Genomic DNA, 19,663 nt, shown 5'->3' with positions numbered 1-19,663 from the left:
ATTTAATCGGTAAACAAACGGGAGGAAAGAATATGGAGATTACTAGTAAAAGTTATGGAAAAGTTGATGGAGTAGACGTACTTGAATATACACTAACTAACAGTAAAGGGGTAGCAATCAGTGCCATGCCGTTCGGAGCCACACTGACTAAAATAGTCACACCGGATAAGAATGGAAACAGAGAGAATATCACGTTGAATGTAGAAAATCTCGAAGATTTTATTGCCCATCGTCCATTTTACGGTGCAACAATTGGAAGAGTTGCCGGTCGGATCACTAGAGGTCAGTTTACACTAAGCGGGATCGATTATCAGCTGGATGTCAACGAGGGAGAAAATCTGCTTCACGGTGGACCAGAAGGCTTCGATACGAAGTTATGGGAAGTCAGAACTGAAGAAAGTGACTCGCGTGCAAGTCTGATTTTTACTTTTAACAGCCCTGCAGGGGAAAACAGATTCCCTGGAAATCTATCAGTAACTGTCACGTATACATTGACAGAAGAAGATGAATGGATAATTGATTATCAGGCAGAAACAGATGCTCCAACATTGTTCAATCCGACGAATCATGTCTACTTTAATTTGACTGGGGACATCAAAAAGTCGATTCTGGATCATCAGCTGATGCTTAACAGTGATCTTTTTGCGCCACTGGGAGAAGAAAACCTGCCAAAAGGAGAGTTGGATAAGGTAGAAGGGACACCTTTTGACTTTACATCCTTCAAAGCGGTTAAAGAGGCCGTACTGGCTGATCATCCGCAAATCTCACCTTTATCCGGGTTAGATCATCCATTTGTCTTAAGCGGAAAAAGTGACGGACCGGAAGGGATTCTGTTCGATCCTGAATCAGGTAGAGAAGTGAAATTCTTTACAGACTGCAACAGTGTCGTTATCTTTACACATAATGCGGAAGTGGACGACTTTGAGATTCAAGGTGAACCGGCTGGTCAATATGCTGGAATCACTCTGGAGACTCAAACCCTTCCGGATGCGGTCAATCAACCTGGATTCGGCAACATCATTTTAAGACCCGGTGAGACATTTACGTCGCAGACGACTTACCAGTTCGGTGTAAGAGCAGACTGAACCTTTTGATCAGGAATCTATCATTTTAGGAGGGAAGGGATGGCGACACTTAAAGACATTGCAAAAAAAGCTGGTGTATCAACTTCTACTGTGTCCCGAGTGCTCAATTATGATCCGACCTTGTCTGTAGGCGAAGAAACAAAAAAGCGGATATTCGAAGCGGCAGAAGCTTTGGAATACCGAAGTCACAAGAAAGTAATGACTAGAAAAAAAGGGACAATCGCCATTGTCAACTGGGTCAGTGAGTCTGAGGAACTGAACGACCTCTATTACATGTCGATCCGAATAAGTGCTGAAAAAAAAGCCCAGGAGCTCGGTTACGATTTCATACGACTATATGATCAGGATGAACTGATCGATCATGACAATCTGGCTGGTATACTGGCTATTGGGAAATACAGTCAGCATCAGGTGAAGCAGTTTCGGGATAAAGAGCTTCCTTTGTGTTTTGTTGATTTCAAGCCTCAAGCAGATGTTGACTGTGTATTGGTCAATTTCAAAGATGCCATCAAGGGAAACATCGAATACCTGATCAAGCAGGGGCATAAGCGTATCGGCTTCATCGGAGGGGAAGAATCCTTCAGTGACGGGACAGGTAACTGGATCGACCCTCGTGAAAAGACGATGCGAGAATATCTGAAGCGCAAGCGGATTTATTCATCTGATTATTTTCAGGTTGGTGAATTCCGCGTGGAAGATGGCAGAAAGAATATGCTGAAGGTACTGGAGCAGCTAGATAAAAACGAGCGGCCTACTGCGTTTGTGGCAGCAAATGATGCAATAGCAATAGGCTGCCTGAAGGCTTTATATGAGAAAAATATCAAGGTGCCGGAGGACATGGGTCTTATCGGTTTCAACGACATCTCTACAGCAAAATACATTACACCATCCCTGACTACAGTTAAGGTGTATACCGAAGAAATGGGTAGCAGCGGGATACAGCTGCTGCATGAACGGATACAGGATGGACGTGATGTTACGAAGACTGTCATCACCTCAACGAAACTGATTGTCCGGGAGAGTACGTAACGAGTATTGACTATGTGAATTAGAAAAGACCTGCTCATTAGGAAGCAGGTCTTTTCTGATAGATGGAAATGGGTTATCGTTTATTTAGAATAGCAAAGGCATCATCTTGTGGAGTATAGCCCAATTTTACTCGTGCAGAATCGATATCCAGTCTCGGGAAGGCATTGTTGGATACCCCGTTGACCAGCAGATAGGGTTCCTCCAGTTCAGCTTTCAGACAGCAGTCGATCAGATGGTTCATATCACGAGCCGAGAAGTACATGCCCATTGAATAAAAGTCTGCATCAGGATCCAGCTCACTTTCATCATCTTTGTAATCCCCAATTCGAATCCCAACCGACTCGATCCCTTTTTTATAGGCATAATAACTGGCCAGTGCTTCGAGATAGGCTTTGGATACGCCATACAAGTCATCGGGCCTGACCTGGTCCGTTGTTTTTACCTGAACGTTGTGCGGATAGGCATCACTTGCATGAATCGAACTAGCAAAAATAATTCGTTTCAAAGAAGAAGATTTCTCAGCCTGTTTATATAAATTCTGAGGAAGCACATAGTTCAGATCCACTAGTTCATCATAAAAATCTGCGTCCGGATTAGGGTTTCCTGCCAGTTGAATCACATATTCAACACCGTCCAGTGCATCCTCCCACTTGTCGATCTTGGACAAGTCAGCTTCTACTAGCTTAGCCCCGTCTTTCAGTTCTTCAGGAAAATCAGAAAAATCGATGTCCGCCAGTACTAGATCATGCGACTCTTTTAAATGTTTTGTCAGGTTCGTTCCAATCAGCCCTGTGGCACCTGTAATCAATATCTTGCTCATATATAATCTCCTTCCAGTTCATGTAGGGTATAAGTAAGTCCAGCTTCAGTCATTGAGAACTGAAGCTGGACAAAATGTAACTGTTAATGATCAGTCTCTATCGTTGTCTTCTTTAGCGTCTCCAACTGCATCATGACCGTGCCCTTTAGCTTTCTGAGCTTTCCCTTCAGCTTGTTTTCCTTTGTCGTCGGTCGCATCACCGAAAGAATCTTTTAGTCCACCAACTGCTTTATCTTTGGCACCTTTAGCTTTATGCTTCAAACTGTCTTTATTTTCATCCATTTGCTTCTCCACCTTTCAATTGATAATATAGTTTTAATTTTAATCTCATTGTAAGTAGTATGCGGGAATAATTCAAAAGAAACGATTTGTCACACACTGATTCGTTTCTCAAGACACACAAAATGTGCTAAACTAAATTTAAATAGATAGAGATTGAGGAGCTGTAGAATGAAAACTCTCGGGATCGACACGTCCAACCAGGTGATGTCTGTTGCATTAACTGATGGAACTGAACTAGTTTTGGAAAAGACAGTAAATATTAAAAGAAATCATAGCGTTCAACTGATGCCGGCCATAGAAGAGCTGGTCAGCGAAGCGGGATGGAAACCACAGGACATTGAACGAGTGGTCGTCGCCAGAGGCCCGGGTTCATATACAGGAGTAAGAATCGGAGTGACCGTCGCAAAGACACTGGCTTATAGTCTGAATGCCGAGCTCGTTGGTCTTTCCAGTCTGCATATTCTGGCAGGGAATGGTGAGAGAGTTCCCGACAGCTTTATCGTTCCTGTATTCGATGCAAGAAGAGGAAACATCTATACAGGGCTATATAAATATGAAAACACTGGGTTCTCTGCAGTAGAAAACGACACTCATATCTCTGCGGAAACCTGGGCTGCCTATCTGAGTACGCTGGAAGGAACGGTCCAGCTGGTCGGACAGGATGCTGCCCGTCATTTTGAAACATTCAAGTCAAAGCTTGGCGACCGTCTCATTACACTCCCCTCCAGTCGTCACTATCCTAGAGCGAGTGTAGCAATTGAACTCGGTCAATATCATCAACCTGAGCCGGCCCATTTATTTGAACCCGAATACCTGAAACGCGCTGAAGCCGAACAGAACTGGATGGACGCCCATCCTGAACATGCCCAAGGAGGCGGGTGGATTGAGAAACTTTAAAGACTGGTTTTCCGACAGAGTTACAAAGACGACTACACGGACATTCGTTCCAATAGCTGCACGAATCAGACTGGATCAGCCTTTCTATCCACTTTCTGATGAACGGTTTTTAAGCAGCCGAATTGCAAAAGAAGAGGATGTCAACAGTATTCTCATGATTGAAAAAAGGTGCTACAACGGACAGACACCATGGAACAGGTCGGCGATCTTACACGAAATAAGGTACAATAAAAATGCTTTTTACATTGTAGTCTATGAAGAGGAAGAAGCCGTCGCGTTTGTTGGAGCCTGGGTCGTTGGACAGGAAGCACATATTACAAACATCGCAACTGTCCCAGATTATCAGAACAAAGGAATCGCGACGTATTTACTGAGAGAGATAATCAAGATCGCGGAAAAAGAAGAGATTTCAGAGGTTACTCTGGAAGTAAGAGTCTCTAATGAGACAGCACAGAGTCTTTATACCACGCTTGGATTTGAAAAAGGTCGAATAAAGAAAAATTACTATGCTAACGATCATGAAGATGCTCTGGAAATGAGTTTTAGAGTCAAGCAGTTAACTGATGAACAGAAATAGAAAGAGGCACCGCTTATGGAAAACAGAAAGGTCAGGGTCCGTCTGTATCAGACAGATGAAGAATTGGGGCATGACTTCTATAGACTAGCAGAAGAGGCATTTGCCCATGGGTCACCTTGGACAGAAGAAGAGTATGAACAAACGGTAACCCGATCTGACCTGACATTTTTCATAGCGGAAATTGAGGAACAGCCAGTGGGTTATGTCGGTGGGAAGATTATTCTTGATGAAGCTGAAGTTTACTCTATTGCAGTAGAACCAGCCTTTCAGAATCAGAGAGTAGCATCTCAATTGATTGAAGCCTATAAAACACACTGCCGCGCAAATGGGGTTAAGATTCTTTTTCTCGAAGTCAGAGAATCTAACTTTACAGCCCGGAATTTTTATGTCGCCCATCAGTTCAAGGAAATCTCCAGGAGAAAAAGATACTATAATGAACCTGAAGAAGATGCAATAATTATGATATGTGATATTAGAAAGAAGGAAAAAGATGACGAATAAGCTGATATTAGCTATTGAAACAAGTTGTGACGAAACGAGTGCAGCAGTGATTCAGAATGGAGACACGATCCTGTCAAACATCGTCGCCTCACAAATTAAAAGCCATCAGCGCTTCGGAGGGGTCGTCCCGGAAATTGCCAGCCGCCACCACGTGGAGCAGATTACGTTGATTATAGAAGAAGCAATGAAAGAGGCCGGCGTGTCTTATGCGGATCTTGATGCAGTAGCCGTAACAGAAGGCCCGGGACTGGTCGGTGCGCTGCTGATTGGTGTCAATGCAGCAAAAGCAATCGCATTTGCTCATGATCTTCCGCTGATTGCAGTTAACCATATTAAAGGCCATATTTTTGCGAACCAGCTGGTTTCCGGTCTGACTTTCCCTCTGTTGTCACTAGTTGCGAGCGGGGGACATACTGAGCTGATTTATATGTCTGGACCGGACTCCTTTGAAATTGTTGGAGAAACACGAGACGATGCGGCAGGAGAAGCCTACGATAAGATTGGTCGGGTAATTGGTGTGCCATATCCTGGAGGTAAGCATATTGATGAAATGGCTCATCAGGGAGAAGACACCTATGACTTCCCGCGAGCGATGATTCAGGAAGACAATTACGACTTCAGCTTCAGTGGGCTGAAAAGTTCCTTTATCAATACCGTCCATAATGCCCGACAAAAGGGAGAGGAGATGGATGTGAACGATCTGGCAGCAAGTTTTCAGGCAGCAGTAGTGGATGTGCTGGTCGACAAGACGATACGAGCGGCGAAGGATAAAAAGGTAAAACAGCTTGTTCTGGCCGGAGGTGTTGCGGCCAATAAAGGTCTGCGCACATCACTGGAAGAAGCTGTACGAAAGGAACTGCCAGGTGTCGAACTGCTCATCCCACCTCTGAATTTATGTGGAGACAATGCGGCGATGATCGGTGCCGCAGCGTTCGTTCAGCTGGAAAAAGAGGAATACTCGGACTTTACGTTAAATGGACAGCCGGGCTTGTCAGTGTAATGATATCTGATTTTTACCGAGAAGCAATTTAATAAAAATGAATTTTGCGCCGTTGAGTCAGCTGTTCTGACTCGACGGTTTTTTACTTATTTATTCTATTTTTAATATCGAGAGGAAGCGACTGAGTTTCAGTCGCTACATTTTTAAGGGCTACATAGGGAGTTTTTAACTGAGCAAATAAATTTCGCTACTTTGAGAGGGATATTTGAATGGATATGGTCTACTTTAGTAGACGCATAACCAACTATTGTCCACTGGCTGAGATGTAGAGTTTGAATGGGCATTAAATAGTAAACTAGTGCCCACTCATTGAGGAGTAAAGTTTGAGTGGGCACTAAATGGTAAACAATTGCCCGCTGGTCAAGCATTAAGATTTGAGTGGGCATTAAATGACCGACAATTGCCTACTCGTTGAGTCAGCAGCACTTGAGTGGTCACTAATTGACCAATAGATTAGCAATCCGTTGTCATAAATTAAAAATATCACCAGACTACTCTAGTTTGCTTAGTAAATTTCGGACTCCAGCACAGCTAGTACTCGTAGGGACAGAAAAAAGCAATGAGTCCCCATCTTAAACAGATAATCCTCATTGCTTGTGTGATATGTGGCGTAAAACAACTCCAACTTCACTCTTTTTTCTTAGAGCTTATTCGTCAAAATCGTGCAGGGTCAGGCCTCTTGTTGGAACTGGAGTAGAAAATACAATCTGTGTATAGGTCTTACCGAACTGCTGCAGGTCGTTGATGAAATCATCCAGTTCTGTAGTTGTTGGATAGGATACTTTGATAAGCATCGAGAAATCGCCAGTTACACAGTTGCACTCCAGTACATTAGGCACATGTTCGATGTAAGGGTAGAAATCCTTCTTCTGGTTCGGGCTTAAGTCAAGCTGAATGAATGCCTGTATGTGATAGCCGAGTTTTTTTAAATTGACTCGAGCCATGTATTTATCGATAAATCCTTCTTTTTCAAGCTTAGCTATCCGATTAGAAATAGCAGGGGAGGAAAGATAGGTCTCACTGGCTATTTCTTTTAAAGATGCGCGGGCGTTTTCCTGCAGAATCTGCAGTATTTTCAAATCCATTTGATCCATAGTCATATCCTCTTTTCCGCAGTTGAGACTAGTTAAGGTATCTTTTTGTCCGTTTTACAGGTTGTCCAACGTATCATGCAGTGATTCCCATTCAATCAGCAGATTTTCCTGCTTGCTGGTAAGGGCCTCATTTTCATTAGATAACCGTTCTGTTTTGACACTGTCAGAGAAAGTTTCCGGCTGGCTGAGTTCGTGCTGAATCTTCAGCAGTGCAGCCTCCAAATCTTCGAGCTCCTTTTCGATTCGCTCAATTTCTCTAGTGAGTTTCCGCTCCTTTTTCTGACGCTCTTTCTGTGCTTCAAATGACAGTTTGGCGGTCTGGTCGGACGTGCTGTCTAAAGAGTGAGAACCAGTCGTGTCAGTAAGGTCACTTGAAGAATCGATGGACTCAATTGCCTCAAGTTCAGCCTTTTTCTGAAGGTAATAGTCATAATCACCTAAATAAAGTGTAGCTCCTTTTTCCGATAGTTCAATGACTTTTGTAGCCAGCCTGTTGATGAAGTAGCGGTCATGGGAGACGAATAGCAAAGTGCCTTCAAAATCGATCAGAGCATTCTCAAGTACTTCCTTTGAATCAATGTCCAGGTGGTTAGTCGGCTCATCAAGCAAGAGTGTATTGTTTTTTTCGAGAGCTAGTTTTGCCAGAGCAACTCTGGCTTTCTCGCCACCGCTTAAAGAAAAAATGGATTTATCGACGTCTTCCCCGCTGAATAGAAAGGATCCTAGCAAGGTTCGCACAGATTGCTCAGACAGCAGTGGATGGTCATCCCAGACCTCATCCAGTACAGACTTCTTGTCATTTAAAGTTGTCTGTTCCTGATCGTAATACCCCATATCGACTTTCGTTCCATACTTTATTTCTCCGCTGATTGAAGGAATCAATTTATAAAGTGTCTTCAGGAGAGTAGTTTTACCTACCCCGTTAGGACCTACCACTGCAATGGAATCTTCCTTGCGGATATCGAGATTGATATGTTCGGACAATGGAATCGAATCGTATCCGATTGTCAAATCAGCTGTCTGAAGCACGACCTGACCAGAAGTTCGTTCAGGAATGAACTGGAAATGCGCACTTTTTTCATCACCTTGAGGCTTGTCCAATGGATCCATCTTCTCAAGCTGTTTCCTTCTAGCCTGGGCTCTTTTCGTTGTAGAAGCACGGACCAGGTTGCGGTTAACAAAGTCTTCCAGTTTAGCCATTTTCTTCTGCTGCTTCTCGAAGACTTTCCATTCACGCTTGATTTTTTCAGCTTTCTGTTTCAGATAATTCGAATAGTTTCCCGGGTAATTTTCTACAGAGCCTCTACTGACTTCGTATATATTTTTGACGACTTTATCCAGAAAATACCGATCATGGGAAACAATGAGAAGAGCCTTGGAATAATTCTGGAGGTAACTTTCCAGCCATGATAATGTGTCTATATCCAAATGGTTGGTCGGCTCATCTAAAATAAGAAGGTCCTTTTTCTCAAGAAGAAGTTTGGCCAGCGCAAGTCGGGTTTTCTGCCCCCCTGACAAATTTGCTATAGGTGTATCATAATCTTCCGGGTAATATCGGAAGCCATGAAGTACTGAACGGATCTCGCTTTCGATGCCATACCCGTTATGTTCCCTGAATGACTGCTGCAGAAAATCATACCTGGACAAAAGATCCGTATAGCTATCAGACTGCTTATCGATAGAATCATCACTTAATTTATGCTCGATAGCATGCATTTCTCTTTCTATCTGTTTAATAGGTTCGGTTAGTTTATCCATCTCTTCCCAGATAGTCAGATCAGATTCCAGACCGGTATGCTGATCAAGATAGCCGATAGTACAGTTTTTTTTCTTATGAACGGTGCCTTCATCCGGTTCTTCTCTTCCAGAAAGGATGTTAAGAAGGGTCGTTTTACCGGCACCATTTCTACCCACCAGACCAATTCTGGCATTTTCCTTTATTTCCATGCTAACATTATCGAAAAGTGTTTCAGCACCGAAATGTCTTGCTATTTTTTGCGTGTGTAAAAGTATCATACTATTCCTCATTTTCTAACCTAGTCATCTGTCAATATCTAACAGTTTAGCATACAGGAGCAGGAATAAACTAGTCTAATTGAAAAACCTGCAAGGCTCAGACAGAGGACGATTTAGGCTTGTTCCCTTTTTTACATTCTCCGAAACTTGTTCAATAATAAACGATTAATTATTGAATATTATTGAAATATTTAACAAATTCAGACCCGATTTACTTTATTTTACTGGGATTAGTGGTATAATATAAAATGGTATCCTATGTAAGTTTGTGAATGAATACACAAGGTAAGAAAAGATACACCTTTGGAAAAGTTTGATAAGATCCAGAGAAGCTGTTTATTAAATGAATTGAGACGAGGAGAATGACAATGGCTGATAAGAAAATCCCGAAAGCTACTGCACGCAGACTGCCATTATATTACCGCTATTTGCGTTTCCTATACGAGGCAGGTAAAGAACGTGTGTCATCAGCTAAATTAAGTGAAGCAGTTAAAGTGGATAGTGCAACAATCAGACGTGATTTCTCGTATTTCGGAGCTTTAGGTAAAAGAGGCTACGGGTACGATGTAGAAGCTTTAATGAATTTTTTCAGTAAAACACTGAATCAGGACCGTTTGACCAATGTTGCATTGATTGGTGTCGGTAACCTTGGACAAGCCTTGCTAAACTATAATTTTCGCAGAAACAACAATATCCGTATCAGTGCCGGATTTGATGTGAAAGATGATTTGATTGGAACGATCCACCAGGGCGTACCTATTTACGATATCAATGAAATGGTCGATCAGCTTGAAATGCAGCAGATCGATGTAGCTATTCTCACGGTACCTTCTGAAATAGCTCAGGAGATGGCGGATAAACTGGTCAAAGGCGGAGTTAGAGGTATTATGAACTTCACCCCAATCCGTGTGACTGTGCCAAAAGAAGTCAGAGTACACAACGTTGACCTGACAAACGAATTGCAGACACTGATTTACTTCATCAATTATTACCAGGACTTTGATCAGAAGACTGAACCTGAAGAAGATGACAATCCCTTAAACGACTTATTTTATAATGAATAAAAAGAAAATCTTCAAAGCTGACCTTGATTGGGTCTGTAAGCTTTGAAGATTTTTTTTATTTGCTGTTATTTTTACTTTTTTTGATGCGAAGATACGCTGCAGCCATTCTTGTACCCTGTACAAAGTCTTTTGTAGCGAAGAGAGCAAATAAGAAAGAGAAAAAACCCCATCCACTGCTGTCGACTGAATCGATCGTAAAGAACATGAACAACAGGAAGAAAATATACTTAAATGCAATTTGAAACATGATTTGTTTTTCTGTCATTATAAATCCTTTCTACACTACTCGTCTTTTTAAGAAAAGTACAAGTTGATCAGGACAGCTGCCACATTCATCAGACAATGTGCCAGAATTGGTGTCCATATGTTTTTAGTTTTAAAGTACAACCAGGCAAAGACCAGTCCCATTGAAGAATACACTAGGAGCAGACCGTCAAAGTGAATGAATGCAAAGAGCAGTGAACTTATGACTGCAGCTCCAATGCCGCCAATCCGATCAATCAGAAGACCAAAAATTGCTTTTCTGAAAACAAATTCCTCCATTACTGGCCCTGCTACTCCAACTAGGAGAAGAAAGAACGGATAATTTCTAACCACTTCCATCAGAAACTGAGTGTTTTCAGACTCCATAGAAGAGCCCAGAAAGTTTACTTCAATAATACTTGCGAAGGACTGCACGACTATAGCGATAAACATCCCGATCAGCCCCCATAAGAGAATTCTGACAGGATTATGACTGAAACGCTCTTCGAATTCAAATCTCATCTGCTTTCTTCTCTCAATCACGATCATGCCTATAGCGCCTATTGCAAACAGCACCATGGAAGGGAGAAGAAACCCAACAATCCCTATGTCTTCAGGTAAGAAGAGAGGGATTACAGCAGAGACAAGCTGCACGGCAAGAAACAAGCTGATCATGTTAATAGCCGCTTTTTTATTTATTTCATTAACTGACATGTTGTTCATCCTTTAATTGATATTCCCACAATATATAGTAATTTAACACAAAAACCAGCCGTTTTCCACCGGGTAAATTTTTCAAAAAAAATTAAAGTTAGGACTTGCAAGAAATCACAGTTTTGAATATACTAGGTAATGTAGTTAGCACTCGGAGGTCGAGAGTGCTAACACTCACATCTCACTATATCTTTAGTGAAAAATTAAAACTACTATTTTGGAGGGATTGCATCATGTTAAAACCTTTAGGAAATCGTGTACTTCTTGAAGTGAAGAAAGAAGAAGAGAAAACTGCAAGCGGATTAGTTTTACCTGATTCAGCAAAAGAGAAGCCGCAGTCAGCAGTGGTTGTAGCTGTTGGAGACGGAAAACTTCTTGATAACGGAAGCCGAGCTGACGTATCAGTTTCTGTCGGCGATCAGGTTATCTTTGAAAAGTATGCCGGTTCTGAAATCAAGTATGAAGGAACCGATTATCTAGTAGTTAAAGATACAGACATTATTGCAATCGTTGACTAATTTGAACCACTGATTCATTAAAAAAAATAATATTGAAGGAGCGATTATTACCATGGCTAAAGAAATCAAATTTTCTGAAAATGCACGTGCAGCAATGCTGCGTGGCGTAGATAAACTAGCTGATACAGTTAAAGTGACATTGGGACCAAAAGGTAGAAATGTTATCTTGGACAAATCTTTCGGCGCACCTCAAATCACTAATGATGGGGTGACCATCGCAAAGGAAATTGAACTGGATGACAAATTCGAAAATATGGGTGCTCAGCTTGTTGCTGAAGTAGCAAGCAAAACAAACGATATCGCAGGTGACGGAACAACTACTGCGACTGTTCTAACCCAGGCAATCGTCAATGAAGGAATGAAAAACGTGACTGCAGGCGCTAACCCTGTAGGCATCCGTCGCGGAATCGAACTGGCAACTAAAAAAGCAGTCGAAGCTCTACATGACATCTCTACTAAAGTAGAAGACAAAGAGTCTATCGCGCAAATTGCTGCAATCTCATCTGGCGACGAAGAGATCGGTAAGTTGCTTGCAGATGCGATGGAACGTGTGGGAAGCGACGGCGTTATCACAATAGAGGAATCTCAAGGAATTGAAACTGAACTGGATGTTGTTGAAGGAATGCAGTTCGATCGCGGCTACCTGTCTCAGTACATGGTAACGGATAACGAGAAAATGGAAGCAAACTTGGATAATCCTTACATTCTGATTACAGACAAGAAGATTTCTTCAGTACAGGAAATCCTTCCTGTTCTTGAAAATATCATGCAGCAGAATCGTCCACTTCTGATCATTGCAGACGATATCGAAGGAGAAGCACTGCCTACACTTGTATTGAACAAGATTCGCGGAACGCTTAACGTTGTAGCTGTTAAAGCGCCGGGATTCGGTGACCGTCGTAAAGGTATGCTGGAAGACATCGCTATTTTGACAAACGGAACAGTCATCACAAGTGATCTTGGGCTGGACCTTAAAGATGTGACGATCGATCAGCTGGGTACTGCAGGAAAAGTTGTTGTAACTAAAGACCACACAACTGTTGTTGAAGGTGCTGGCGAAAAAGAGAACATCGAACAGCGTGTGGCGATGCTTCGTGCTCAAGCTGAAGAAACAAACTCTGAATTCGACCGTGAAAAACTGCAGGAACGCATTGCTAAAATGGCAGGCGGCGTTGCAGTCATTAAAGTCGGAGCAGCGACTGAAACTGAAATTAAAGAACGTAAACTGCGTATCGAAGATGCATTGAATGCTGCACGTGCTGCAGTTGAAGAAGGTGTCATCGCCGGTGGTGGAACAGCTTATATCAACATTCTGGATAAACTGGAAACGATCGATCTTGAAGGTGACGAAGCAACTGGTGTGAAAATCGTCCTTCGTGCACTGGAAGAACCTGTTCGTCAGATCGCTTCAAATGCTGGTCTGGACGGAAGTGTTATTGTTGAACGTCTGAAACACGTTGAGCCTGGCATTGGATTCAATGCAGCAACAGGTGAAATGGTCAACATGGTACAAGCGGGTATCATCGACCCAACTAAAGTAACCCGTTCAGCGTTACAAAATGCAGCATCTGTTTCAGCGCTATTACTAACGACAGAAGCTGCTGTAGCAGAAATCCCATCTGAAAATGATGGACCTGCTGGTGGAATGGATCCAAGCGGAATGGGCGGCATGATGTAAGTAAAGTCAATAATCTGCTGTCGTGTCGTCAGACACATAATGAAAGCAATAGAAGCAGGAAAAGCTGGAGATCTCTCTATGCTTTTCCTGCTTTTTTTGGTTGTACTCTTATAAGCAGTATTCACTATAGGAACGTTTAAACTTTGAGGTTTGAATGACTCCCCTTGAGCTGGTACGTTAGATTGGCGCTTGTCTCATGAAGCTCTGACCTAATGAAAAGACCATTTCGATCAGACCGGATAGACCTGTTACTGCGATCCGCTTAATTAAAGTCTGAATTAGTCTGATTATATGATAAGATAGTAAAATAATTTACATGAGTATACGGGGAGATTTGTTATGAATGAGAAGACAGTTTCTATAGTTGGATTAGGGGCTCTGGGTGTGTTGTATGGACAGCACTTGTCAGAAGCTTTGGGAAAAGATCGTGTAAGAGTGATAGTAAATGAAGGAAGAAAGAAAAAATATGAAAGTGACGGAGTGACATTAAACGGTGTCCCGTGCGATTTCAATTACGTTTTAGAATCCGAAAAGAGTACACCTGCAGATCTGATCATAGTCTGCACGAAATCGCTGGCACTTGACAGCGCACTGGAATCTATGAAAAATCAAGTAGGAGAAGAGTCTACAATCCTATCGTTAATCAATGGAATTTCCAGCGAGGGTATCCTTGGGTGTGAGTTTGGTCATGAAAAAATTATTCCTACGGTAGCGATATGAATGGATGCAACACGAGATGGTCAGGATGTCCGGTCCAAAGTAAAAGGCTGGCTCCAGATTGGAGTGGACAGTCCAGATAAACAGAAAAGACTGGATGCAGTTAAGTCGATCTTTGAGGAAGCTCAGTTTCCTTATGCAGTCGAGGAAGATATTACTTTGAAAATTTGGGAGAAGTTCATGATGAACGTTGGCGTAAACCAGGTGGTCATGGTCAACCAATCGAATTTTGGTGGTGTTCAAACAGGCGGGGAATATCATGATCAGGCGAGATCCGCCATGGAGGAAGTAGTAGAGATTGCTCAAGCAGAGGGGGTCAGTCTGGAACACGAACATGTACAAAAGGCTTTCGACATTATAGACACCGTAGATTCGGATGGCATGCCCTCAATGAGACAGGATGGCCTAGCCAAGCGTCTATCAGAAGTGGAGCTGTTTTCAGGAACTATTCTGAAAAAGGCCGAAGAGTCTGATCTGGATTGTCCAGTCAATCGTTATTTATATGAAGAAGTTCAGAAAATCGAAGCGGAGTACTAATGAGGAGGAAACAGTGTGAAGGTCAGTGCGATTCAAATGGATGTAGCATTTAATGATCCTGATAAAAACAGGGACAGAATCAGTAAGTTGATTGAAGAAGCTGTGGAGTCTAGTAAGCCGGGTACCATCGTTCTTCCCGAAATGTGGAATGTATCATTCTTTCCTGACAATATGAGTGCTACTGCAGACGAGGAAGGGCATGACACCCAAAGTTTTCTGAGTAAATTGGCACGCAAGTATCAAATCAACATCGTCGGTGGCTCAGTTGCTGTCAAGAAAGATGGCGGCTACTACAACACAAGTTACAGCTTTGACAGGGAAGGGACTTTGGTGCATGCGTACGATAAAGTCCATCTCTTTTCACCTGCAGATGAGCATACTGTATTTGAATCAGGAAACAAGCTAGGTATCTTTGAATTGGATGGTGTAACAATAGGCGTTGCGACTTGTTATGATTTAAGGTTTGTAGAGTGGATAAGAATGATGGCTTTAAAAGAGGTAGAAATCTTATTTGTTCCTGCAGCCTGGCCCCACCCGAGATCAGAAGTTTGGCAGGCACTGCTTAAAGCTAGGGCAATCGAAAACCAGTTTTTTGTTGTGGGTGTAAATAGTGTCGGAAAAACAGATCAACTGTCGTTCTGCGGACACTCAACTATATATGATCCACTAGGACAAGTGCTGGCTGGCTCAGGAGAAGATGAATTAATACTGACAGCTGATCTTGATTTGTCACAACTGCGTACGGTACGGGATGATATTGGGGTCTTCAGAGACAGACGCCCTGATTTATATAAATAAGGCGGAAGCTGACTAGGCGCCAGCTGAAAGCATTGTAAGTAATGAGCAGTTATCGTTAAGGCGGATTCTCGGTGCTTTCACTTTATAATGCTTTTGGAACCAACTGAGTGTGTGAAAGCTTGTCGAGTGCATTGTAAGACGGGGCTTAGAACCAACCCAATGAAGAAAACTTACCGAGTCACCCACCCCATTCATCTAAACCAAAAATCAGAGCTCTAAAAAGGAAAAAACCGTTGAGCCACGGACAAATCATCCAGGACTCGACGGTTTTTTTATATTAGATAAGATTCTCTCCAGTCGTAAGTCATAATTCTTTAGAGAACAATTAACGTTGGGTTCCAAACAACTGTGTGGCGTAAAGATATTCACCATCATAGTGTACCCCGACTCCAATTTCTTCAAAATCAGGACGGATCATATTCTCATAATGTCCTTCACTTTCGACCCAGCCGTTAAAAATCAGTTCAGCCATTTCTTCATCACTCAGATAATGAGTGGCCATACCTAAGTTTTCACCGGCGACTCTGTAAGGGTAGTGAATGCCTTCCTCATCAAAAACGGCAAAGGCATCAGACCCGTCTGGTCGTGTATGAGAAAACAGTTCCTCTGTTTCGATTGCTCGAATGGTAGCTGCCGATCGAAGCATATCATTGCTGGTCAGCGTTCCGACTCCCTGCTCGTCACGAAGTTCATTGACTAGACGGATGATAGTATTCTCGATAAGGTCCACATCGATATCATTAGCCTGATCACTGGAAACGGAAGGAGCTTCCAGTTCTTCGTCGTTAGAACTGGAAGAGGGTAGAGTAAATGAATTATTTATAAAAGGGGTCTGGTCAAATGACAGATCAAGGCGGTCAAAGTCTCCCGAAGATGGAAGATAGCTGACGATGGTGTTCATCCAGTTTCCAACGGTCGTTCCATTTAGAATGCCGGATGTGCCCAGCCAGAAGCCTAAGATCAAGGTTATAGTCAGTACAAGCAGTTTTCTGATAAATGTCATAGTTTTCAACCTTTCTAGTCTAAAAGTATTGTATCAGAAAGCCAATTAACTAAAAAGAAAAAGTGTTTGATTTATTTGTGAAAAAGCTGATGTTATTTGCTTCATTTTACTCAAGGTGTTTTGTATAATAGAGAAGCTACTTACAGAAGGTTAGTTATATGAAAATAGGAGCGTAGCGACTATGAAAAATATGAATTCTGAACAAATGGGTACAATGCCGATCAACAAATTAGTCCTGACTTTGTCTCTTCCAATGATGCTGTCAATGTTTGTACAATCCCTTTATAGTGCAATAGACAGCATGTTTGTTGCACAAATTAGTGAAGAAGCGCTAGCCGCTCTGTCACTTGCTTTTCCTGTGCAGATGCTGATGATTGCAATACAGATCGGCTCAGCTGTTGGGATGAATGCTGAACTGTCCAGACGTCTGGGAGAAGGGAAAAGAGGATTAGCTAGCGCAGCGGCCAACAATGGAGTATTTCTGTCTTTCTTCCATTACTTAATATTCCTCATTTTTGGTCTGTTCCTAGTCCGTCCATTTTTTGAAATGCAGACGGATAACGCGCAAATTATCGAGTATGGAATAGAGTACACATTCATTATCACTACTCTGTCGATCGGGAAGACGATGCAGATTATGTATGAACGAATCCTTCAGTCAACTGGACGAACATTTTATACTATGATTACTCAAGGGTCGGGAGCTATCTTGAACATTATTCTGGACCCTATACTAATTTTTGGACTGCTGGGTATGCCGGCTATGGGTGTGAGAGGTGCAGCCATTGCTACGGTTTTCTCTCAGATGATTTCCGCGCTGATGGCGTTTATCATAAATGCCAAAGTAAACTCAGATGTGGATATGGAATATAGAGGGTTTCGTCCTGATTTCAGCGTGATCAAGCGCATCTATTCAATTGGTGTCCCATCAATGGTAATGACCTCGATTACGTCAGTTGTTACTTTGATTTTCAACAATATTCTTCTGCAGTTCACATCTACAGCAGCCGCAGTTTATGGGGTCTATATACGAGTCCAAGGCTTTGCTTTCATGCCGGTCTTCGGTTTGAATAACGGGATGATCCCTATCGTTTCATATAATTTTGGTGCTAAGAATAAAGAACGTCTGACTCAGGCTATTAGGGTATCCATAATCTATGGGATAGGAATCATGCTGCTTGGCACCTTAATTATTCAAGTCTTTCCTGACCAGCTGCTGGCATTATTTAATGCCTCTGGAGAAATGCTTGAGATCGGACGAGCAGCGCTGCGCATCATCAGCTTAAGTTTTGTGTTTGCGGGTGTCAGCATCATGCTTGCCTCAGTCTTTCAGGCATTGGGCAATCCGATGTACAGTCTATGGATACAGGTCATCCGTCAGTTCATTGTCCTTGTACCCGTTGCCTATGCTCTGTCCTTAACAGGAGACGTTAATGCTGTATGGTGGTCAAAACTTATTTCAGAAAGCGTAACGATCGTACTGGCTTTAGTCACCATGCGCTATATTTACAATAAGAAAATTGAGTCATTGGACGATCTGGACCTCGAATCTGGAAGACGGCCTCTGAAGAAACAGGTCGCAACAGACAATCGATAACATAATTGGTCAACCCGTTACTAGTGAAATGGAGCTGCCGCAGGAAGGTTTCCTTTCTGATGGATTCTCCGGTTCAGTATAGACGGGTTTTTCTATTGCCTGAAAAGCGGAGTACAAGAAAAGAAGGATTTGCTAAAATCAGATAGCCTCAGATCCAGTCAGACAATAAGGAAAAACTATCAAGAATTTGATTAAATCTTTCTCTTTAGTTTATAAAAAATCGTCAGTCAAACCCCTCTACACCAGTATTTTCATTCCTCCGATAGCTAATGATCGATTTTTCACTCTGCTTTTTGTTAAACTGATAGAAAGTTCTCATGAAAATTTCATAAAACAATGAGCACAAAAGGAGAAGATGAAATGATTCCAAAGATTATACATTACGCATGGTTCGGGGGAAATGAGCTGGGTCCGCTGGAAGAGAAGTGTCTGGCTAGCTGGAAACGTTATTGTCCAGACTGGGAAATCAAGAGGTGGGACGAATCAAATTTCAACCCTGAGGATCACGGGATTTACACACAGCAGGCTTATGAAAGAGAAGAATGGGCATTCGTTTCTGATGTAGCCCGTTTACATGCCTTGAGAGAATACGGTGGGGTCTACTGTGACACGGATATGGAACTGATCAAGCCAATCGACAAATTTCGAAAGTTTCCTGCTTTCTTCAGTTTTGAAATTGAAACTGAGATCTCAACCGGAATCATTGGAGCAGAACCGCATCATCCATTTATAGAAGAACTCTACGATGATTATGACGGGAGAGAATTCATTCTTCCTGACGGATCGCGAGATGATAAGACGAACGTCATCCGTATTACAGAAATCATGACGGAACGCGGACTGATGCCTGACAATACCTATCAGGAAGTTGAAGGATGCACCATCTTTCCTAGAGAATATTTCTCTCCTAAAGATTACTGGACCAGAGAAATCGATTCTACAAAAAACACACACGGCATCCATCAGTTTACTGGAAGCTGGTTATAATAAGAAAGCGAGCCGGGACCTTGGAGTTCCGGTTCTTTTTTCGTGCGCCCGGCATGGGCGACAACTTGGTGGTGAAAGTCCACTACAGACTTGGCAGTAGGAACTGTTAGCGAAAGTCAAGGGTGTCCGCCGTGAGGCGGAATCTGAAGGAAGACGGACGCAAATGCTTGCACTGACGAACAGAAACTTCATACAAAGGCTGAATCAGGACGGATGAGCTTGCGAAACAAAGTGAAGTCCGATACTGCCCGAATCCTGTACAGTAAATGGAGCAGTGACATGAGCAGAAGGTTGTCGTTCTTACCCGGGGAGGTCTCGTCAGCGCTTAGTAGTAACAACGAATGGCGAGAAGTCAGCCAATATTTTTGTGACGAGTAACCGCAGGAACAGAGGTCATAGTAGGGAAAATGTACCGAAGGACCGAACAGTATCAATACTTTGAAGATTGGAGGTTAGGCATTATGACAAACGCAGAAAACAACCACAAGGTTGGCAAGCTACAAAGG

Annotated in this window: 21 protein-coding genes; 14 read left to right on the top strand and 7 right to left on the bottom strand. The window is 42.6% G+C overall.

Annotated features, from left to right (window positions below; all coding sequences use genetic code 11):
- Positions 1-32: 32 nt before the first annotated feature.
- Complete coding sequence (locus tag ACYQ4S_RS03985; protein WP_346024508.1) at positions 33-1,085, top strand: aldose epimerase family protein; 1,053 nt, start codon at positions 33-35, stop codon at positions 1,083-1,085.
- A gap of 39 nt (positions 1,086-1,124) precedes the next feature.
- Positions 1,125-2,114 (top strand): LacI family DNA-binding transcriptional regulator, encoded by a 990-nt coding sequence (locus tag ACYQ4S_RS03980; protein ID WP_459769518.1) that lies wholly within the window; start codon positions 1,125-1,127, stop codon positions 2,112-2,114.
- Between the two features lie 73 nt (positions 2,115-2,187).
- Here ACYQ4S_RS03980 and ACYQ4S_RS03975 read toward each other — a convergent pair whose 3' ends face one another.
- Together ACYQ4S_RS03975 and ACYQ4S_RS03970 are read right to left on the bottom strand one after the other, a co-directional pair.
- Positions 2,188-2,934: an NAD-dependent epimerase/dehydratase family protein gene (locus ACYQ4S_RS03975; protein ID WP_346024506.1), complete on the bottom strand. Its 747-nt coding sequence runs from the start codon at positions 2,932-2,934 to the stop codon at positions 2,188-2,190.
- 90 nt (positions 2,935-3,024) lie between these two features.
- Positions 3,025-3,216 (bottom strand): CsbD family protein, encoded by a 192-nt coding sequence (locus tag ACYQ4S_RS03970; RefSeq protein ID WP_459769516.1) that lies wholly within the window; start codon positions 3,214-3,216, stop codon positions 3,025-3,027.
- Between the two features lie 168 nt (positions 3,217-3,384).
- Here ACYQ4S_RS03970 and tsaB point away from each other — a divergent pair, with 168 nt between their 5' ends.
- From tsaB to tsaD, 4 genes are read left to right on the top strand one after another with little or no spacing between them, the layout of a single operon-like run.
- Complete coding sequence (tsaB, locus tag ACYQ4S_RS03965; RefSeq protein ID WP_459769514.1) at positions 3,385-4,113, top strand: tRNA (adenosine(37)-N6)-threonylcarbamoyltransferase complex dimerization subunit type 1 TsaB; 729 nt, start codon at positions 3,385-3,387, stop codon at positions 4,111-4,113.
- Entirely contained in the window at positions 4,100-4,690 is a 591-nt protein-coding gene (gene rimI, locus ACYQ4S_RS03960; RefSeq protein ID WP_459769512.1) for a ribosomal protein S18-alanine N-acetyltransferase, read from the top strand. The genes tsaB and rimI (ACYQ4S_RS03960) overlap by 14 nt, the downstream gene beginning before the upstream one ends.
- Before the next feature lie 15 nt (positions 4,691-4,705).
- Positions 4,706-5,191: a ribosomal protein S18-alanine N-acetyltransferase gene (gene rimI, locus ACYQ4S_RS03955; protein ID WP_459769510.1), complete on the top strand. Its 486-nt coding sequence runs from the start codon at positions 4,706-4,708 to the stop codon at positions 5,189-5,191.
- Complete coding sequence (tsaD, locus tag ACYQ4S_RS03950; RefSeq protein ID WP_459769508.1) at positions 5,181-6,191, top strand: tRNA (adenosine(37)-N6)-threonylcarbamoyltransferase complex transferase subunit TsaD; 1,011 nt, start codon at positions 5,181-5,183, stop codon at positions 6,189-6,191. Before rimI (ACYQ4S_RS03955) ends, tsaD begins: the two co-directional genes overlap by 11 nt.
- Before the next feature lie 647 nt (positions 6,192-6,838).
- Here the strand turns inward: tsaD and ACYQ4S_RS03945 are convergent.
- Together ACYQ4S_RS03945 and ACYQ4S_RS03940 are read right to left on the bottom strand one after the other, a co-directional pair.
- Entirely contained in the window at positions 6,839-7,285 is a 447-nt protein-coding gene (locus tag ACYQ4S_RS03945) for an Lrp/AsnC family transcriptional regulator (protein WP_459769506.1), read from the bottom strand.
- Positions 7,286-7,339: 54 nt separating this feature from the next.
- Positions 7,340-9,301 carry an ABC-F family ATP-binding cassette domain-containing protein gene (locus ACYQ4S_RS03940; protein WP_459769504.1) on the bottom strand — a complete coding sequence of 654 codons (1,962 nt, stop codon included), beginning with the start codon at positions 9,299-9,301 and terminating at the stop codon, positions 7,340-7,342.
- A 368-nt stretch (positions 9,302-9,669) separates the two neighbouring features.
- On the opposite strand from ACYQ4S_RS03940, the gene ACYQ4S_RS03935 reads away from it, so the two are divergent.
- The gene (locus tag ACYQ4S_RS03935; protein ID WP_091478158.1) at positions 9,670-10,365 is read left to right on the top strand and encodes a redox-sensing transcriptional repressor Rex; all 696 of its coding nucleotides are present in this window, start codon (positions 9,670-9,672) and stop codon (positions 10,363-10,365) included.
- 55 nt (positions 10,366-10,420) lie between these two features.
- On the opposite strand, the gene ACYQ4S_RS03930 is transcribed toward ACYQ4S_RS03935, so the two are convergent.
- Together ACYQ4S_RS03930 and ACYQ4S_RS03925 are read right to left on the bottom strand one after the other, a co-directional pair.
- Positions 10,421-10,630, bottom strand: a complete 210-nt coding sequence (locus ACYQ4S_RS03930; protein ID WP_459769502.1) for a DUF4305 domain-containing protein — start codon at positions 10,628-10,630, stop codon at positions 10,421-10,423.
- A gap of 29 nt (positions 10,631-10,659) precedes the next feature.
- The gene (locus tag ACYQ4S_RS03925) at positions 10,660-11,322 is read right to left on the bottom strand and encodes a CPBP family intramembrane glutamic endopeptidase (protein WP_459769500.1); all 663 of its coding nucleotides are present in this window, start codon (positions 11,320-11,322) and stop codon (positions 10,660-10,662) included.
- Positions 11,323-11,555: 233 nt separating this feature from the next.
- Between ACYQ4S_RS03925 and groES the strand changes: the two genes are divergently transcribed.
- From groES to ACYQ4S_RS03900, 5 genes are all read left to right on the top strand, one after another.
- Positions 11,556-11,840 carry a co-chaperone GroES gene (gene groES, locus ACYQ4S_RS03920; protein WP_091266237.1) on the top strand — a complete coding sequence of 95 codons (285 nt, stop codon included), beginning with the start codon at positions 11,556-11,558 and terminating at the stop codon, positions 11,838-11,840.
- 52 nt (positions 11,841-11,892) lie between these two features.
- Positions 11,893-13,518: a chaperonin GroEL gene (gene groL, locus ACYQ4S_RS03915; RefSeq protein WP_091266240.1), complete on the top strand. Its 1,626-nt coding sequence runs from the start codon at positions 11,893-11,895 to the stop codon at positions 13,516-13,518.
- Between the two features lie 339 nt (positions 13,519-13,857).
- A complete protein-coding gene (locus tag ACYQ4S_RS03910; RefSeq protein ID WP_459769497.1) occupies positions 13,858-14,238 on the top strand; it encodes a ketopantoate reductase family protein in 381 nt (126 codons plus the stop codon).
- A complete protein-coding gene (locus ACYQ4S_RS03905) occupies positions 14,239-14,772 on the top strand; it encodes a ketopantoate reductase family protein (protein WP_459769495.1) in 534 nt (177 codons plus the stop codon).
- A 15-nt stretch (positions 14,773-14,787) separates the two neighbouring features.
- The gene (locus ACYQ4S_RS03900; RefSeq protein ID WP_346024496.1) at positions 14,788-15,570 is read left to right on the top strand and encodes a carbon-nitrogen family hydrolase; all 783 of its coding nucleotides are present in this window, start codon (positions 14,788-14,790) and stop codon (positions 15,568-15,570) included.
- A gap of 325 nt (positions 15,571-15,895) precedes the next feature.
- Here ACYQ4S_RS03900 and ACYQ4S_RS03895 read toward each other — a convergent pair whose 3' ends face one another.
- Positions 15,896-16,573, bottom strand: coding sequence for a CAP domain-containing protein (locus ACYQ4S_RS03895; protein WP_459769493.1), 678 nt, complete (start codon positions 16,571-16,573; stop codon positions 15,896-15,898).
- A gap of 181 nt (positions 16,574-16,754) precedes the next feature.
- On the opposite strand from ACYQ4S_RS03895, the gene ACYQ4S_RS03890 reads away from it, so the two are divergent.
- Together ACYQ4S_RS03890 and ACYQ4S_RS03885 are read left to right on the top strand one after the other, a co-directional pair.
- Positions 16,755-18,170, top strand: a complete 1,416-nt coding sequence (locus ACYQ4S_RS03890) for an MATE family efflux transporter (RefSeq protein ID WP_459769491.1) — start codon at positions 16,755-16,757, stop codon at positions 18,168-18,170.
- Between the two features lie 336 nt (positions 18,171-18,506).
- Positions 18,507-19,157, top strand: coding sequence for a glycosyltransferase family 32 protein (locus ACYQ4S_RS03885; protein WP_459769489.1), 651 nt, complete (start codon positions 18,507-18,509; stop codon positions 19,155-19,157).
- The last annotated feature ends 506 nt before the right edge of the window (positions 19,158-19,663 follow it).

The sequence above is a fragment of the Alkalibacterium sp. s-m-28 genome (assembly GCF_054658175.1).
This window is presented reverse-complemented; position numbering and strand designations above follow the sequence as displayed.

Bases quoted from the DNA above. Each gene is read 5' to 3' on its own strand.
- ACYQ4S_RS03985 (WP_346024508.1), top strand. From the start codon at position 33: ATGGAGATTACTAGTAAAAGTTATGGAAAAGTTGATGGAGTAGACGTA.
- ACYQ4S_RS03980 (WP_459769518.1), top strand. From the start codon at position 1,125: ATGGCGACACTTAAAGACATTGCAAAAAAAGCTGGTGTATCAACTTCT.
- ACYQ4S_RS03975 (WP_346024506.1), bottom strand. From the start codon at position 2,934: ATGAGCAAGATATTGATTACAGGTGCCACAGGGCTGATTGGAACGAAC.
- ACYQ4S_RS03970 (WP_459769516.1), bottom strand. From the start codon at position 3,216: ATGGATGAAAATAAAGACAGTTTGAAGCATAAAGCTAAAGGTGCCAAA.
- tsaB (WP_459769514.1), top strand. From the start codon at position 3,385: ATGAAAACTCTCGGGATCGACACGTCCAACCAGGTGATGTCTGTTGCA.
- rimI (WP_459769510.1), top strand. From the start codon at position 4,706: ATGGAAAACAGAAAGGTCAGGGTCCGTCTGTATCAGACAGATGAAGAA.
- tsaD (WP_459769508.1), top strand. From the start codon at position 5,181: ATGACGAATAAGCTGATATTAGCTATTGAAACAAGTTGTGACGAAACG.
- ACYQ4S_RS03945 (WP_459769506.1), bottom strand. From the start codon at position 7,285: ATGGATCAAATGGATTTGAAAATACTGCAGATTCTGCAGGAAAACGCC.
- ACYQ4S_RS03940 (WP_459769504.1), bottom strand. From the start codon at position 9,301: ATGATACTTTTACACACGCAAAAAATAGCAAGACATTTCGGTGCTGAA.
- ACYQ4S_RS03935 (WP_091478158.1), top strand. From the start codon at position 9,670: ATGGCTGATAAGAAAATCCCGAAAGCTACTGCACGCAGACTGCCATTA.
- ACYQ4S_RS03930 (WP_459769502.1), bottom strand. From the start codon at position 10,630: ATGACAGAAAAACAAATCATGTTTCAAATTGCATTTAAGTATATTTTC.
- ACYQ4S_RS03925 (WP_459769500.1), bottom strand. From the start codon at position 11,322: ATGTCAGTTAATGAAATAAATAAAAAAGCGGCTATTAACATGATCAGC.
- groES (WP_091266237.1), top strand. From the start codon at position 11,556: ATGTTAAAACCTTTAGGAAATCGTGTACTTCTTGAAGTGAAGAAAGAA.
- groL (WP_091266240.1), top strand. From the start codon at position 11,893: ATGGCTAAAGAAATCAAATTTTCTGAAAATGCACGTGCAGCAATGCTG.
- ACYQ4S_RS03910 (WP_459769497.1), top strand. From the start codon at position 13,858: ATGAATGAGAAGACAGTTTCTATAGTTGGATTAGGGGCTCTGGGTGTG.
- ACYQ4S_RS03905 (WP_459769495.1), top strand. From the start codon at position 14,239: ATGGATGCAACACGAGATGGTCAGGATGTCCGGTCCAAAGTAAAAGGC.
- ACYQ4S_RS03895 (WP_459769493.1), bottom strand. From the start codon at position 16,573: ATGACATTTATCAGAAAACTGCTTGTACTGACTATAACCTTGATCTTA.
- ACYQ4S_RS03890 (WP_459769491.1), top strand. From the start codon at position 16,755: ATGAAAAATATGAATTCTGAACAAATGGGTACAATGCCGATCAACAAA.
- ACYQ4S_RS03885 (WP_459769489.1), top strand. From the start codon at position 18,507: ATGAGCACAAAAGGAGAAGATGAAATGATTCCAAAGATTATACATTAC.